This is a genomic window from Streptantibioticus rubrisoli (genome assembly GCF_024436055.1).
Taxonomy (GTDB): Bacteria; Actinomycetota; Actinomycetes; order Streptomycetales; family Streptomycetaceae; genus Streptantibioticus_A; species Streptantibioticus_A rubrisoli.
In genome coordinates this window covers 228,549-242,309 of sequence record NZ_JANFNH010000003.1, presented here as the reverse complement: position 1 = coordinate 242,309, position 13,761 = coordinate 228,549, and the positions used below count along the sequence as shown (strand labels likewise).

At 70.7% G+C, this 13,761-nt stretch carries 10 protein-coding genes, 1 pseudogene and 1 riboswitch; of the genes and pseudogenes, 9 read left to right on the top strand and 2 right to left on the bottom strand.

Features of this window, described 5'->3' with window-relative positions; all coding sequences use genetic code 11:
* The first annotated feature begins 28 nt into the window (after window positions 1-28).
* The 5 genes from NON19_RS06010 (at window position 29) to NON19_RS05985 (ending at window position 5,365) form a co-directional block, all read left to right on the top strand.
* Window positions 29-1,057: a heavy metal-binding domain-containing protein gene (locus NON19_RS06010; protein ID WP_255925573.1), complete on the top strand. Its 1,029-nt coding sequence runs from the start codon at window positions 29-31 to the stop codon at window positions 1,055-1,057.
* 61 nt (window positions 1,058-1,118) lie between these two features.
* On the top strand, window positions 1,119-1,952 hold the full coding sequence (locus NON19_RS33100) for a heavy metal-binding domain-containing protein (RefSeq protein WP_303653365.1): 834 nt from the start codon (window positions 1,119-1,121) through the stop codon (window positions 1,950-1,952).
* Window positions 1,953-2,003: 51 nt separating this feature from the next.
* The gene (locus NON19_RS05995) at window positions 2,004-2,408 is read left to right on the top strand and encodes a hypothetical protein (RefSeq protein WP_255925572.1); all 405 of its coding nucleotides are present in this window, start codon (window positions 2,004-2,006) and stop codon (window positions 2,406-2,408) included.
* A 317-nt stretch (window positions 2,409-2,725) separates the two neighbouring features.
* Entirely contained in the window at window positions 2,726-4,516 is a 1,791-nt protein-coding gene (locus tag NON19_RS05990; protein ID WP_255925571.1) for a phosphatidylglycerol lysyltransferase domain-containing protein, read from the top strand.
* Window positions 4,517-4,936: 420 nt separating this feature from the next.
* The gene (locus tag NON19_RS05985) at window positions 4,937-5,365 is read left to right on the top strand and encodes a subtilase-type protease inhibitor (protein WP_255925570.1); all 429 of its coding nucleotides are present in this window, start codon (window positions 4,937-4,939) and stop codon (window positions 5,363-5,365) included.
* A gap of 73 nt (window positions 5,366-5,438) precedes the next feature.
* Here the strand turns inward: NON19_RS05985 and NON19_RS05980 are convergent.
* Window positions 5,439-5,756, bottom strand: a pseudogene (locus tag NON19_RS05980) (tRNA (adenosine(37)-N6)-threonylcarbamoyltransferase complex transferase subunit TsaD); the annotation flags it as partial.
* Between the two features lie 145 nt (window positions 5,757-5,901).
* Here NON19_RS05980 and cbiE point away from each other — a divergent pair.
* The 4 genes from cbiE to NON19_RS05960 all read left to right on the top strand — a co-directional run bounded on the left by cbiE (window position 5,902) and on the right by NON19_RS05960 (window position 11,537).
* A complete protein-coding gene (gene cbiE, locus NON19_RS05975) occupies window positions 5,902-7,140 on the top strand; it encodes a precorrin-6y C5,15-methyltransferase (decarboxylating) subunit CbiE (protein WP_255925569.1) in 1,239 nt (412 codons plus the stop codon).
* 171 nt (window positions 7,141-7,311) lie between these two features.
* The gene (locus tag NON19_RS05970; RefSeq protein ID WP_255925568.1) at window positions 7,312-8,331 is read left to right on the top strand and encodes a cation diffusion facilitator family transporter; all 1,020 of its coding nucleotides are present in this window, start codon (window positions 7,312-7,314) and stop codon (window positions 8,329-8,331) included.
* Window positions 8,332-8,434: 103 nt separating this feature from the next.
* On the top strand, window positions 8,435-10,171 hold the full coding sequence (locus tag NON19_RS05965) for an ABC transporter permease (protein ID WP_255925567.1): 1,737 nt from the start codon (window positions 8,435-8,437) through the stop codon (window positions 10,169-10,171).
* 13 nt (window positions 10,172-10,184) lie between these two features.
* A complete protein-coding gene (locus NON19_RS05960; protein ID WP_255925566.1) occupies window positions 10,185-11,537 on the top strand; it encodes an ABC transporter ATP-binding protein in 1,353 nt (450 codons plus the stop codon).
* 12 nt (window positions 11,538-11,549) lie between these two features.
* Here NON19_RS05960 and NON19_RS05955 read toward each other — a convergent pair whose 3' ends face one another.
* Complete coding sequence (locus NON19_RS05955; RefSeq protein ID WP_255925565.1) at window positions 11,550-13,202, bottom strand: NRAMP family divalent metal transporter; 1,653 nt, start codon at window positions 13,200-13,202, stop codon at window positions 11,550-11,552.
* Between the two features lie 303 nt (window positions 13,203-13,505).
* A riboswitch (M-box (ykoK) riboswitch) is annotated at window positions 13,506-13,679 on the bottom strand.
* Between the last annotated feature and the right edge of the window lie 82 nt (window positions 13,680-13,761).

Sequence of the window (13,761 nt, the reverse complement as noted above, 5' to 3'; positions counted from 1 at the left end):
GCTAACGCGGACGGGGAGTTGGTCTTCCATGAGCGGGGAGTGGTCATCGGGGTCGGCCCTGCCCCCGGTGGCGGCGGCCAGGACCGCCGAGGCACGGCGCACCGGCACGTGGTCGTCCGCGCTGTCCACCGGCGAGTTCGCCGCCGTCCGCTCGGTGGGCTTCGAGCCGGTGGGCCAGGCGATGGGCTCGGCCGTCTACCAGGTGTCGCGCAGCGGGCAGTACTGGGGCTACTACGACTGCGGGTACCAGTACGCCGGGTTCTCCGGCCGGATGGCGTATCCGGCGCAGGTGGCGCTGTCCGGTCAGGGAGCCGGTTCGCGGGCGCTGGTCGAGGTGCTGATGGACGCCCGGCGCAAGGCGCTCAGCCGGATGACCGCGGAGTGCTCGGCGCTGGGCGGCGACGGGGTGTTGGCCGCGAACCTGACCATCGCGCCGTTTCCGGCCGCGCCCAACTGCCTGGAGTTCCAGGTGATCGGCACCGCGGTGCGGGCGCAGGGGCCGGTTCGGCCGCCGCGGCCGTTCACCACGCATCTGGACGGGCAGGGTTTCGCCAAGCTGATCACGGCCGGATGGGTGCCGGTGGAATTGCTGATCGGCCTGTCCATCGGGGTCCGGCACAACGACTGGACGACCCGGCGGCAGAACTGGTTCGGCGCGGGCAACCAGGAGGTCACCGGCTGGACCGACCTGGTGGGCGCCACCCGGCACGACGCCCGGGCCCAGCTGTACGGCCAGGCGGCCCGGAGCGGCGCCGACGGTGTGGTGCTGGGCAGCAGCGACCTGCGGGTCTGGGGCGAGCGCTGCGTTCGGGCGCGCAACCGCAACAGCGAGTCCGACGCCGAGGACCATGCCGCCGAGGCCACGTTGGTCGGCACGGCGGTGGCCGCCTTCCAGGTGCGCGAGGCCGCGCCGCGCACCCTGAGCGTCATGCCGCTGGACTCCAGGCGCAAGCGGCTGCGCCAGCGCATCAGGCGCGAACTGGACTCCTACGGCACCGATCCGACCGAGGTGCGCCGGATGCTGGCCGAGCTGTCGGAACTGGAGGGTACGCAGTGATCCGCATGATCCGCGCAACCGCCCGTACCGCCGATGATCACGCAACGAGGGGAACCCGATCATGACCGCCACCGACCCCACCGCCCAGGGCGTACCGGCTGACGCGATGCGCCGCCTTGCCGAGCTGCAGCCGGGCAAGCCGGGCGGGATCTTCACCAGTGACCTGTCGGTCAACGAGTTCCTGCTGGTGCGCGAGGCGGGCTTCCGGCCCATCGGCCTGGTGCTGGGCAGCTCGATCTACCACGTCGGGATCCAGTTGGGCCGCTGGGGCAAGAACCAGGAACTGACCACGCTCAGCCAGGCCATGTACCACGCGCGTGAGCTGGCGATGACGCGGATGGAGGCGGAGGCGGCGCAGCTCGGCGCGGACGGCATCGTGGGGGTGCGGCTGTCGGTCGAGGCGCGTGAATTCGGCAGCGACATCGCGGAGTTCATCGCCATCGGCACCGCGGTCAAGGCGGACGCCCCGGCGCCGGGCGGTGACGGCAGCTGGCGCAACGTCAAGGGCCAGCCGTTCACCTCCGACCTGAGCGGCCAGGACTTCTGGACGCTGATCCGCGCCGGGTACGCGCCGCTGGGCATGGTGATGGGCACCTGCGTCTACCACATCGCGCACCAGAAGATGGGCTCGGTGTTCTCCAACTTCGGCAAGAACGTGGAGATCGAACCGTTCACCCAGGCGCTGTACGACGCGCGCGAGCTGGCGATGGAGCGGATGCAGCACGAGGCGGAGGAACTGCACGCGGAGGGCATCGTGGGCGTGCAACTCAACTCGCACAACCACCGCTGGGGCGGCCACACCACCGAGTTCTTCGCGATCGGCACCGCGGTACGGCCGCTGCGCGACGACCACGTCATCGAACGGCCGACGATGGTGCTGAGCCTTGACGGCTGAGCCGATTCGGTATTCTCGTGGGCTTCGCCCCCGGGCCCCCGGAAGGATTCCATGACCTCGCCCAACGATCCGATCGACCTCCTCGCCGCCGCGCTGCGCCAGGACGCCGCCGATCTCGAGGTGTACGCCCGGGTGCTCACCGGCACCCTGGCGGACGCGCTGCCGCCCGGCTCGGTGGCGGTGCAGCGCAAGCGCGGTATGGCGGACCGGCTGGCGGGCCGGGAGGGCCGGGTGGAGCGGCTTGAGGTCAGCCTGGGCGAGCAGCGGCTGGTGCTGAACCTGTCGGGCGGCCGTGCGACGGGTGAGGTGTGCAAGGAGGTGCGCGGGGTGGTGCTCTCCCGCCGCCCGGTCGCACTGGACGAGTGGGTACGGGAGCTGGCGGTCGCCATCGCGACCCGCGCGGAGTCGGACGCACGTGCCCGGGCGGCGCTGGAGAAGCTCATCCTCGGCCAGTAGGCACTGTCGGGAACATCACGATCGGCATCGGTACCCGCACGGTCGACATCGTCATGAAATCGCTGGGAAATAGCCGGAATTTCAACTCGCGGCGGTTCCGTCCGGTGCCGGTGGTGTGAAATGCCCCTAGAGGTGGACGCCATATCGCCGCCACATGGTTGCCGCACAGTTCCCGCACAGAAGACGACCGGTTTGCCCAGGCACAGAGCGGTGTCGCCCTTTCGTGTGATTGGTAAAGTCGAGGGTTGGTGCGGAACGCGGTTCGTCAATGGGGGCGCACCAGCGAGCGGTTTTCACGGATCTGAGGGGCGTCATCCATGAGCAATGCTGTCAGTGCCGCGCCGAGTGCCGATACGGGCACCGGGCCGGGGGCGGGAGGACAGCAGCAGCGTCGGTCGGGCAGGCAGTCCTCCGCCCTGACGCGACGCAGCGCGGCGGTGCCGATCTGGTACCTGCGGTTGGTAGGTGTGCTGAACCTGCTGACCGCGGTGTCCTTCGCGCTGCGCGAGCGGGTGCAGGAGCACAACACCGGTGAGCTGTTCACCCCCTTCATGCTGTTCGCCGGGTTCGGCTCGGCGGCCGCGGCGCTGTTCATGGCGATGATGCTGGGGCGGCGCAAGCGGATGGCGTGGATCGTCTTCGTCCTGCTGTGCGGCGGGTACGCGGCGTTGACCGCGTGGTGGCTTGTGACCTGGCAGGAGTTCCGCGAGCACCCGTTCAACTGGGTGTCGTTCGCGATCACTTGCCTGGTGCTGCTGTTCACGGTGATCGCACACCGGGAGTTCTACGCCAAGGGCGACCGTACGAACCCGCAGCTCGCCCTGGCGGTGCTGGGTGCGGGCGCGCTGATCTCCGTCTTCGTCGGCGCGACCCTGGTGACCGCGGTCGGTCCGGACCGGGCCAGCATCGGCGACCGGGTGTGGTACGTGGCGCTGCGGCTGACCACCCTGACCAACGACAAGGACTTCGGCACCCTGCACGTGGCGCGCTGGGTCAGCGCGGGCATCAACCTCACGGGCCTCGCGCTGCTGCTCGCGGTGCTGTACGCGCTGTTCCGCTCGCCGCGCGGGCGCGAGCTGCTGGACCGGGACGACGAGGACCGGCTGCGTGCGCTGCTGGACAAGCACGGCTCGCGTGACTCGCTGGGGTACTTCGCGCTGCGCCGCGACAAGTCGGTGATCTTCTCGCCGTCCGGCAAGGCGGCGGTGACCTACCGGGTGATCGGCGGGGTGTCGCTGGCCTCCGGCGACCCGATCGGGGACGTGGAGGCCTGGCCCGGCGCGATCGACGCCTGGCTGGCCGAGGCCCGGGAGCACGCCTGGATCCCGGCGGTGACCGGCGCCAGCGAGGAGGCGGGCAACGTCTACGCCCGGCACGGCCTGGACGCGCTGGAGATGGGTGACGAAGCGATCGTCTACCCCGCCGAGTTCACTCTCGAAGGCCGTGCGATGCGGGGCGTACGGCAGGCGTACAACCGGGTCAAGCGCGCGGGCTACACCACCCGCATCCGTCGGCATGCGGACATCCCGGCGGACGAGATGGCCCAGTTGCTGGACGCGGCGGACCGCTGGCGCGACGGGCAGACCGAGCGCGGCTTCTCCATGGCACTGGGCAGGCTCGGCGATCCGGCCGACGGCCAGTGCGTGATGATCGAATGCGTCGACGGTGAGGGGAAGTTGCGGGCGCTGCTGAGCTTCGTGCCGTGGGGGCCGAAGGGCCTGTCCCTCGACCTGATGCGCCGGGACCGTGAATCCGAGAACGGTCTGGTGGAGTTCATGGTCCTGGAGTTGATCCAGAAAGCTGGCACGGTGGGCGTGGAGCGGATCTCGCTCAACTTCGCGATGTTCCGTTCGGTCTTCGAGGAGGGCGCCCGGCTGGGTGCGGGGCCGGTGCTGCGCATGTGGCGCTCCGCGCTGCTGTTCTTCTCCCGCTGGTGGCAGTTGGAGTCGCTGTACCGCTCCAACTCCAAGTACCGCCCGATCTGGGAGCCGCGCTTCCTGCTGTTCGAGAAGACCTCGCAGCTGCCCCGGATCGGCATCGCCAACGCCCGCGCCGAGGGCTTCATCACCACCCCCGCCCCGCTGGCCCGGCTGCGCCGGGACGGCTGACCGCCATCAAACGAGGGCGCTGCGCGCCCGCCCTGGCCCCGCGGCTTCCGGCCGCGGGGCCAACGTGTTTCAGCGATGTTTCGTACGCCTCGGGGATATGCCCCGCGCACCGCACGGGTGCCCTTTTTGTCCAGCACAGGTGTGCGTTTTCGGCCGACTCGGTCCGTCCTGAGCGGACAACATGTTCGGTATTCGTACAGGTGAGGAAGGCGTCAACTGCCGTTAGGTAACACGGAATTCACAACCGGCAGCCCATCGAACAACCCCCCGCGCACCCGCCCCGAGCAGCCCCGACGCCACTCGCAGCCACCGCATGATCGCACCCCGTGACCAGAAGTGTTCGTTCGATGTGCGTTACGTGGAGGATTCGGCAAGACTCCCGACCGCTATCAGCACCCCCCGAGTCAAGGAGTGTTCGGAATGCGGTTCACCAAGCGGACCATGGGCATCGTCGCCGCCCTCGCCCTGGGACTGACCGGTATCGGCGCCACCACCGCGGCCGCCGACAGCGGCCCGGCGACGCACGCGCCCTCGGCCCTGGTGCTCACCATCGCCAACGGCACCAACCCGAACACCGCCACCGTAGAGCGCGCGGTAACCCTCCGCTGTTCGCCGTCGGTCGGCGGTGACCACCCGGACGCGTACCAGGCCTGCGCCGAACTCGGCGCCGTGGGCGGCGACTTCGCCGAGCTGAGCACCAACGCGCAGCGCACGATATGCCCGATGATCTGGATGCCGGTGACGGTCACCGCGCAGGGCGTCTGGAACGGCCAGCGGATCTCGTACACGCACACCTACGCCAACCAGTGCGTGATGAAGAGCAACAACGCCTCCGTCTTCGACTTCTGAGCGGCCCGGACCGCTCAGCGCGACGGCCCGTAAGGTGCCGGTCCCACAGGGACCGGCACCTTCGTCGTTCGCGCTACCCGGCGACCGGGCACAGCGCCGCGTACTCCAGCGGCGCCGACGGGTCCACCGAGAGGTTCCACGGCGCCGCGGGGGCGCCCGCGCGGACCAGCAGGTCCCCCATCGCGGCGATCATCGCGCCGTTGTCCGTGCACAACCGCGGTGGCGGAACGCGCAGTTGGACACCCGCGGCCGCACACCGCTCGGCGGCCAGCGACCGCACCCGGGAGTTGGCCGCCACACCGCCGACCACCACCAGGGTGCGCGCCCCTACGATGCCGAGGGCGATCGGAGAGGAGGGGGCACGCGACGGCCTTTCTTGCAAAGATGTTGCAATTGCTTATCTATGCAGAACACCGGGGGCAGATCCGGTCGTCGGGGCCAAGCCCCCGGCAGCCCCGCCGGGGAGCGAGCTCCCGGCGGATCAGTAGAGTTCCGGAGTCCGATTCCGTCTCCGACCGAGCGCCCCGAGGTGATCCGTGAGTTCCGCCGCAAGCCACAGCGACGATGCGCCGGTGACGGTGGTCGGGATCGGGGCCGATGGGTGGGAGGGTCTCTCACCGGCCGGCCAACGAGCGCTGCTCGGCGCCGAGGTGGTGATCGGTGCCCCCCGGCAGCTCGGGCTGCTGCCGCCGGAATGCCGCGGTGAGCGGGTCGCCTGGCCGTCACCGCTGCGGCCCGCGGTGCCGGGGCTGCTGGAGCGGTACGCCGGGCGCGGGGTGTGCGTACTGGCCAGCGGGGATCCGATGTTCTTCGGCATCGGCCGGACGCTGACCGGGGTTGTGGGCGCCGAGCGGCTGCGGGTACTGCCGCACCCCTCGTCGGTCAGCCATGCGTGCGCGCGGCTGGGCTGGCCGCTGGAGGAGACCGAGGTGGTCAGCCTGGTCGGTCGGCCGGTGGCGACACTGGCCGCCGCGCTGCACGCCGGACGGCGGCTGCTGGCGCTCAGCGCGGGTGCCGCCACGCCCGCCGAGGTCGCCGCCCTGCTACGGGACCGGGGCTACGGCCCGAGCCGCATACGAGTGCTGGAGCAACTCGGCAGTGAACGGGAGCGCCAGCTCCGCGGAACCGCCGACACCTGGTCGCACCCCGCGGGCGACCCGCTCAACGTGGTGGCGGTGGAGTGCGAGCCCGCCGAGGGCACCCCGCGGTTGCCGAACATCCCCGGCCTGCCGGACGAATCCTTCGAGCACGACGGCCAGTTGACGAAGCGTCAGGTGCGTGCGGTGACGCTGGCCGCGCTCGCCCCCACCCCCGGTGAACTGCTGTGGGACATCGGCGCGGGCTCCGGCAGCATAGGCATCGAGTGGATGCGCACCCACCGCGGCTGCCGGGCGATCGCCGTGGAGCGCGATCCGGTGCGGGCGGAGCGGGTGGCCCGTAACGCGGAGCGGCTGGGCGTGCCGGGGCTGCGCGTGGTCACCGGGAGCGCGCCGCGAGTGCTCGCCGAACTCCCCGCGCCGGACGCGGTGTTCATCGGTGGCGGTGCCACCGCGCCGGGGCTGCTGGACGCCTGCTGGGCGGCGCTGCCCAGCGGTGGCCGCCTCGTGGCGAACACCGTGACGCTGGAGTCCGAGGCGCTGCTGGCCGAGCGCTACCGACGGCATGGCGGCGAGCTGGTGCGGATCGGGGTCTCGCACGCGGTCGCGGTGGGCGGCTTCACCGGATGGCGGCAGGCCATGCCGGTCACCCAGTGGGTGGCGACCAAGCGCGACTGACGCTGGGCCGATTTGGGGCTCGCGGAGAAACCGCAGGTCACAGCGGTCTTACCGGGTTCGATAACGGTTGCCAGTGCAGTCTTTGGATCTTTCGCCGATTCGCGGTCTACTGCCTTGGACCGGGTACCACGAGATGCCCGATCAACTTGTCCACAGCGGAGGGAATCGGGGATGGGCAACGAGCCGGAGCAGCGGCACGAGCACGACCATGGCGGCCACGGGCACGACCATGGGCACGCGCACGGTGTGTCGGCCGACGCCGACCGCCGCTGGCTGACGATCGCGCTCTGCCTCATCGTGGGCTTCATGGCCGTCGAGGTCGTCGTCGGCCTGTTCGCCCACTCGCTGGCGCTGATCTCGGACGCCGCGCACATGCTCACCGACGCGGCCTCGATCGTGCTCGCCCTGGTGGCGATGCGGCTCGCCGCGCGTCCGGCGCGCGGCGGCTTCACCTACGGGCTCAAGCGCGCCGAGATCCTCTCCGCGCAGGCCAACGGCATCACGCTGCTGGTGCTGTCGTTGTGGCTGGCGTACGAGGCGGCCTGGCGGCTGATCTCCCCGCCCGTGGTGACCGGCACTCTGGTGCTGGTGACGGCGCTGGTCGGCATCGTGGTCAACGTGATCGCCGCCTGGTGCCTCTCCAAGGCCAACCGCACCTCGCTGAACGTCGAGGGCGCCTTCCAGCACATCCTCACCGACCTGTACGGCTTCATCGCCACCGCGGTCGCCGGACTGGTCGTGCTGCTCACCGGGTTCGCCCGCGCGGACGCCATCGCCTCGCTGGTGGTGGTGGCGCTGATGCTGAAGGCCGGTACGGGCCTGGTGCGCGAGTCGGGCCGGATCTTCCTGGAGGCCGCGCCCGCCGGGGTCGACCCGGACGCCATCGGCGACCGGCTGGTCGGCCACCCGTCCGTGGTCGAGGTGCACGACCTGCACGTCTGGCAGATCACCTCCGGCCAGCCCGCGCTGTCCGCGCACATCCTGGTCGAGCCGTCCGGGGACTGCCACGCGGTGCAGCGCGACCTGGTGGAACTGCTGCACCACGACTACGGCATCACCCACACCACGCTCCAGGTCGACCACGCCCCCGAGCAACTGCTGGCGGTCACCCGCCGCGGCGCCGAGCGGGACAAAGGCCACTGCGCGGACGCGCACGGCCCGGTGCACCGCGAGGGACCGCACCCGCACTGACTGTCGCCCAAGCCGGTGGGCGTCGGGGTGTTGCCGTCCGCAACCCGGCGGGCCGCCACCGGGGCCGTGATTCGCTGAGGACCACGGCGACGGAGGTGAGGCGGTGGCGGGCGCGGACGGCTTTCCGTCCCGGGATGTCTGGCGCCGTCCCGGGTTGCGCTGGGTGGACCTGCTGGTGGCGGCGGCGCTGGTGGGGCTGCTGTACGGACTGCTGGAGCTGGCGCCGTCGCTCAACGCGCCGTTCCTGCCCGGCCAGGCGCCCAAGACGGTCTCCACCGACCCGGCCGATCTGCCGTTCTACGCGGTGCGCTCACTGCTGCGGATGTTCCTGGCGCTGATCGTCTCGGTGCTGTTCACCTTCGGCTACGGGCTGGCCGCGGCCCGGCTGCGCAGGGCCGAGAAGGTGCTGGTTCCGGTACTGGACATCCTGCAGTCGGTGCCGGTGCTGGGCTTCCTGTCCGTGGTGGTGACCGCGTTCATCAACCTCTTCCCGGGCTCCACGCTGGGCCTGGAGTGCGCCTCGATCTTCGCCATCTTCACCTCGATGGCCTGGAACATGACGTTCGCCTTCTACCACTCGCTGGTCAGTCAGCCGCGCGAACTGGACGAGGCGGCACGTGTGATGCGGCTGACGAAGTGGCAGCGGTTCTGGCGGCTCGACGTGCCCAGCGGCATGATCCCGCTGGTCTGGAACGGGATGATGAGCTTCGGCGGCGCGTGGTTCTTCCTGGCCGCCTCCGAGACCATCAGCGTCCTGAACCACCAGTACGCGCTGCCCGGCATCGGCAGTTACGCGGCCACCGCCATCGGCAACGGCGACCTGGCCGGGGTGGGCATCGCCGTCGCCGTGATGGTGGTGCTGGTGATCGGCGTGAACGTGGTGTTCTGGCGGCCGATGGTGGCGTGGTCGGAGCGGTTCCGGGTGGAGGAGTCGGAGGCCGCCGAGCGCCCGCGCAGCGTCGTGCTGGAACTGCTGCGCCGCTCCTCGCTGCCGGAACTGATGGCGCGGCCACTGGGCTGGGCGGGCCGGGCGCTGGACACGGCCACCCGGCCGTTCGGAGTGGCCGAGCACCCGCTGGTCAGGCCCGTGGCGCGGGAGCGCACCGGCGATGTGTTCTTCGCCGGTGCGGTGGCGGTGGTGGTGCTCTACGGCGCGTGGAAGGCGCTGGGCTATGTGCGCGGGTCGGTGGGGCTCGGGGAGTTCGGGCACGCCTTCGCGCTGGGTGCGGCGACGTTCGGGCGGGTGGTGGTGCTGCTGGTGGCGGCGACGCTGGTGTGGGTGCCGGTCGGGGTGTGGATCGGGATGAACCCGAAGGTCACCAGGTTCGCCCAGCCCGTGGTGCAGGTGCTGGCCAGCTTCCCGGCGAACTTCCTCTTCCCGTTCGCCACGGCCGCGTTCGTGGCGCTGGGCATCTCGCTGGACGCGGGCGCCATCGTGCTGATGGCGCTGGGCGCGCAGTGGTACATCCTGTTCAACGTCATCGCGGGCGCCTCGGCCATCCCGTCCGACCTGCGGGAGGCGATGACCGGCTTCCAGGTCGGCGGACGGCTGCGCTGGCGGCACTTCATCCTGCCCGCGATCTTCCCGTACTACGTCACCGGCGGGATCACCGCGGCGGGCGGCGCCTGGAACGCCTCGATCGTCGCCGAGGTGGTCGGCTTCGGCCACCACCGGCTGACCGCGACCGGGCTGGGCGCGTACATCGCGGGCGCGACCGGTACCGGTGACTTCCCGAGGATCCTGGTCGGCGTCACGGCGATGAGCGTGTACGTCGTCGCGCTGAACCGACTGCTGTGGCGCCGCCTCTACCGCCTGGCCGAGACCCGCTACGCGCTGTGACCCGGAGCCGCCGATGACCACCACCCCCAGCCCGGAGCCCGGCACCACGATCGTCCGGGCCGAAGCCGTGACGAAGACGTTCACCACGCCCGACGGCCGGGAGCTGCCGGTGCTGGACGCGATCAGCATGCGGGTGGACGAGGGCGAGATCGTGGCGCTGCTCGGCAAGTCCGGCTCCGGCAAGTCCACGCTGCTGCGCTGCCTCGCCGGGCTGATCGCCCCCTCGGCGGGCACCGTCTCGTACCGCGGCACGCCGCTGACCGCCACCAATCCGGGGGTGGCGATGGTCTTCCAGTCCTTCGCGCTGCTGCCGTGGCTGACGGTGCAGCAGAACGTGGAGCTGAGCCTGCAGGCCCGGGGGGTCGCCGAGGAGGAGCGCAGGGAGCGGGCGCTGAGGGCGATCGACCTGATCGGCCTGGACGGTTTCGAGGGCGCCTACCCCAAGGAGCTGTCCGGCGGCATGCGCCAACGGGTGGGCGTGGCACGGGCGTTGGTGGTGGAGCCGGACGCGTTGTTCATGGACGAGCCGTTCTCCGCGCTCGACGTGCTGACCGCGGAGAACCTGCGGGGGGAGATCGTCGGCCTGTGGGAGGGGCACGAGGCCCCGGTGCGGTCGGTGCTGATCGTCACCCACAACATCGAGGAGGCGGTGCTGCTCGCCGACCGGATCCTGGTGCTGTCCTCCAACCCGGGCCGGATCAGGGCCGAGTTGACGGTCGGCCTGCCCCGGCCGCGGGACCGCCGCACCGCGCAGTTCGAGGCCCTGGTCGACACGGTGTACGGGATCCTCACCGGCCGGGAGGAGGCCGCGCAGGCGGCCGCCGCCGCGGCGCAGGCGCCCGCCGGGGCGCCGAGGTCGGTGGCCACCCCGATCGCGGTACCGCTGCCCGAGGTGAGCGTGGGCGGGCTGGCCGGGCTGCTGGAGATCCTGGTGGCGCGGGGCGGTGAGGACGGTCTGGCGGAGCTGGCCGACGAGTTGAGCTTTGAGATCGACGACCTGCTGCCGCTGGTGGACGCCGCCGTGCTGCTGGGTCTTGCCCGCACGGCGGGGCCGCGGATCACACTGACCGAGCAGGGCCGGGAGTTCGCCGCCGCCGACATCCTCACCAGCAAGCAGTTGTTCGCCCGGCACGCGGCGCGGCGCGCGCCGCTGGTGCGGGCCATCGTGCAGGCGCTGGCGGCGACCGAGGGCCAGCGGTTGCGTGAGGGCTTCTTCCTCGATCTGCTGCGCCGCAGGTACTCCGTCGACGAGGCCCGGCGCCAGCTCGACATCGCGGTCGACTGGGGCCGGTACGGCGAACTGTTCGACTACGACGCGGACGACGGCCTCCTCACCCTGGAACCGGGCGCGGAGGCCGCGTTGTGACGCCCCGGCGCCTCAGTGGCCGAGCGCCACCTCGACGATCTTGACGACCACCAGGACCATCGCGATCAGCAGGTACGAGCGGAGCGCGCCCATGCCGATCTTGTAGCCGGTGGACATCACCGGCTTGGCCAGCGTCTCCAACGGCGGCATCCGCCACTCGTCCCGCCCGGTGCGGTCGATGCCCGCACCGGCGCGCGCCCAGCCCTTGCGCCGGCGGCGCACCTCGGCGTAGCCGATGGCGAGCACCCCGGCCACTCCACAGGCGGCCATGATGTCCATGATCGCGCCCGCGGTGATGTCCGGGAAGAGCACCGAGGCGGTGAGGATGATCGAGAGCATCACCAGCACGCCGACCACGGCCGAGGTGAACGCGTTGGTCTTGGCCCCGTTCACCCAGGGGCCGAGGACGGCCTTGTCGTTGCACAGCAGCAGCAGGAAGACCGACGCGGACGGCAGCAGCACACCGGCGAGGGTCTGCACCCCCTCGGTCAGCAGCCCCAGCGGCGAGCCCGGGATCAGCACGATCGCGGCGGCCGCGGCCACCAGTCCGGCGTAGACGGCGTAGAAGCCCTTGGCGCCCTTGACCCCGCGGTGCAGCGAGTGGTTCATCCCGAACACGTCCCCGACGGCGTACGCGGTCGACAGGGAGACGGCGAACGCGCCGATGATGGAGGCGTCCAGCAGCGCGATGGCGTACAGCACGCCGGTCAACTTGCCGCTCGCAGCGGCCAGTCCGTGGGCCACCCCGGCCGCGTCGGTGAAGTTCCCGAAGCCCTTGGTCCCGGCGAACGCGGCGGCGGTGAAGCCCATCATGGCGGCGGCACCGATGACGACGATGGCGATGCCGATCCACAGGTCGGCCTTCTCGTACTTCATGAACCGCGGGGTGATCCGCTTGTCGATGACGTACGACTGCTGGAAGAACAGCTGCCAGGGGGCGACGGTGGTGCCGACGATGCTGATGATCAGCAGCATCACGGTCGCCAACTGCCCCGCACCACCGGGCATGGTGGGCGCGACGAAGTCATGGGCCATCTGCGAGGTGGCCGGGTGGACCATGAAGTAGACGGGCACCAGCAGCAGCGATCCGGCGCACAGGAAGACGCAGATCCGCTCGAACCGGCGGAACGAACCGGTGAACGCCGACGCGATGATGATCGCCGCCGCCAGCACCACCGACGCCGCCTTCGGCAACCCCAGGTACCCGGCCGCCAGCGTGATGCCGATGAACTCGGTCACCAAGGTGAGCGCGTTGAGCAGGAACAGGTCGATGACCGAGAAGGCGCCCCAGAACTTCCCGAACCGCTCCAGGATCAGCCGGGCGTGCCCGACCCCGGTGACCGCCCCCAGACGCAGCACCATCTCCTGGTTGACGTACAGCACGGGGATGAGCAGCAGCAGCGTCCACAGCAGCTTGGTGCCGTAGTTCTGCCCGGCCTGGCCGTAGGTGGTGAAGGCACCGGCGTCGTTGTCGCCGACCATCACGATCAGGCCGGGGCCGACGATCGCCAGCAGGGTCTTCAGCTTCGCCGACAGACCCAACCGCGGCGCGGTGTCGTCCAGCCGGATGGTGCCGAGCGCGCCGCGGATGTCGCCGACGTGCGCGTCGTCGAGCACAGCGGCGCGCGGGGTCTGTGCGGCGGCGGTCTCGGTGATGGTGGTCATTACGGGCCTCCCAGTTCCCCGTCAGGGGGCTTTGCTAGGGGGCACGCAGCAGCAATCCCCCCTGCGAGCGCACGCCGAACCGCGGCCGAGCGGCTCTAGGCCGTACGGGACCGCGATCTGTGGTGCTGTGGTGCGCGCAGGGAAGGTGGTTACCGCGTGCCGGAGGTCAACGAGGACAAGCGGATGCGGGGCTGACTATGGCCCGGACTACTGCTACTGCAATCCATGTCTCTCGCCTCCTCCCGGCCGGGGCGCTGTGCGCCAAACGGACTCGGCAAGGAGCGGACCAGCCCGAACACGGCTGATTCACCCCAACTCGTCAGAGCTTTGGCACTCCACGGCGTGTCCCGCCAAGAGCGGGAAGCCACTTGGGGTCACCCCTTAACTCGGGGAGACCTGTCCTGATCCGGAGCGTCTCTCGACGGGTGGGATCAGTGGCCTGTGTCCGTGCAGACGCCTCACCGAACGAGGTGCCTCTTGCAACATCGGTTGAAGTCTAGCCTTCTTCTTGCACATGCGCGCAACTACTTGACCGAACCTTGACTCCGGACGGCCGGTA

Bases quoted from the DNA above. Each gene is read 5' to 3' on its own strand.
- NON19_RS06010 (WP_255925573.1), top strand. From the start codon at position 29: ATGAGCGGGGAGTGGTCATCGGGGTCGGCCCTGCCCCCGGTGGCGGCG.
- NON19_RS33100 (WP_303653365.1), top strand. From the start codon at position 1,119: ATGACCGCCACCGACCCCACCGCCCAGGGCGTACCGGCTGACGCGATG.
- NON19_RS05995 (WP_255925572.1), top strand. From the start codon at position 2,004: ATGACCTCGCCCAACGATCCGATCGACCTCCTCGCCGCCGCGCTGCGC.
- NON19_RS05990 (WP_255925571.1), top strand. From the start codon at position 2,726: ATGAGCAATGCTGTCAGTGCCGCGCCGAGTGCCGATACGGGCACCGGG.
- NON19_RS05985 (WP_255925570.1), top strand. From the start codon at position 4,937: ATGCGGTTCACCAAGCGGACCATGGGCATCGTCGCCGCCCTCGCCCTG.
- NON19_RS05970 (WP_255925568.1), top strand. From the start codon at position 7,312: ATGGGCAACGAGCCGGAGCAGCGGCACGAGCACGACCATGGCGGCCAC.
- NON19_RS05960 (WP_255925566.1), top strand. From the start codon at position 10,185: ATGACCACCACCCCCAGCCCGGAGCCCGGCACCACGATCGTCCGGGCC.
- NON19_RS05955 (WP_255925565.1), bottom strand. From the start codon at position 13,202: ATGACCACCATCACCGAGACCGCCGCCGCACAGACCCCGCGCGCCGCT.